The sequence below is a fragment of the Moorella mulderi DSM 14980 genome, from assembly GCF_001594015.1.
Taxonomy (GTDB): Bacteria; Bacillota; DSM-521; order Neomoorellales; family Neomoorellaceae; genus Neomoorella; species Neomoorella mulderi.
In genome coordinates, this window is sequence record NZ_LTBC01000066.1 from 1 (window position 1) to 598 (window position 598).

Annotated in this window: 2 protein-coding genes; both read right to left on the minus strand. The window is 53.0% G+C overall.

Annotated features, from left to right (window positions below):
* Positions 1 to 157 precede the first annotated feature (157 nt).
* A complete protein-coding gene (locus tag MOMUL_RS15440) occupies positions 158 to 301 on the minus strand; it encodes a YvrJ family protein (RefSeq protein ID WP_064774466.1) in 144 nt (47 codons plus the stop codon).
* Position 302: 1 nt separating this feature from the next.
* Complete coding sequence (locus tag MOMUL_RS15275) at positions 303 to 533, minus strand: hypothetical protein (RefSeq protein WP_062286264.1); 231 nt, start codon at positions 531 to 533, stop codon at positions 303 to 305.
* Positions 534 to 598: the final 65 nt, after the last annotated feature.

Below are 598 nucleotides of genomic sequence, written 5' to 3' on the forward strand. Positions count from 1 at the left end.
CCGTAGACCGGCACCAGGCAGTTTAATTTTAGCCACAGACCTTGCTGGATCCAATTAGCTGGCAAGGATTCCACCTCCTACCTTCTAAACATATTATATGGGAACATATATTCGATGATCAAGAGGGAGATTTATCACGGTTCGGGATAGCGGCAATTCAGCCGGGGGGTTTCAGGGTTCGGGCCAGCTCGTTTATAGCTACCGTCAGGTCGTCGAGTTTTTTCTCCACCCTGACTAAGAGGTAAAAGGCGATGACCATAGGGAAGCCATAGTTGCCGATCTGGACCCAGAGGTTTTCCATGTCAGGCTCCCTCCCTTTCCTCGCTGAAGTTCCACTCCTGGACTACCTTTTCCCGGGCCTGGCCCAGGAGTTCTCCCCAGGCGGCGGCGCATTCGGCGCAGAGAACAAGGTCGCCGATGAGGGCAGTATCTTCCAGGAGCAGCATTTTACCTTCCAGGGTCTGCTGGCGATCGCAGCAGTCACAGCGTCCCCGCCGGGGCCGGGCAAAATAACTGAACCTGACTTGAAACATTATAAAGACCTCCATGTAATTTCATCTAATTGCACTTTAGGGAAACCGGCCGCCAGGGAAGTAAG

Bases quoted from the DNA above. Each gene is read 5' to 3' on its own strand.
- MOMUL_RS15275 (WP_062286264.1), bottom strand. From the start codon at position 533: ATGTTTCAAGTCAGGTTCAGTTATTTTGCCCGGCCCCGGCGGGGACGC.
- MOMUL_RS15440 (WP_064774466.1), bottom strand. From the start codon at position 301: ATGGAAAACCTCTGGGTCCAGATCGGCAACTATGGCTTCCCTATGGTC.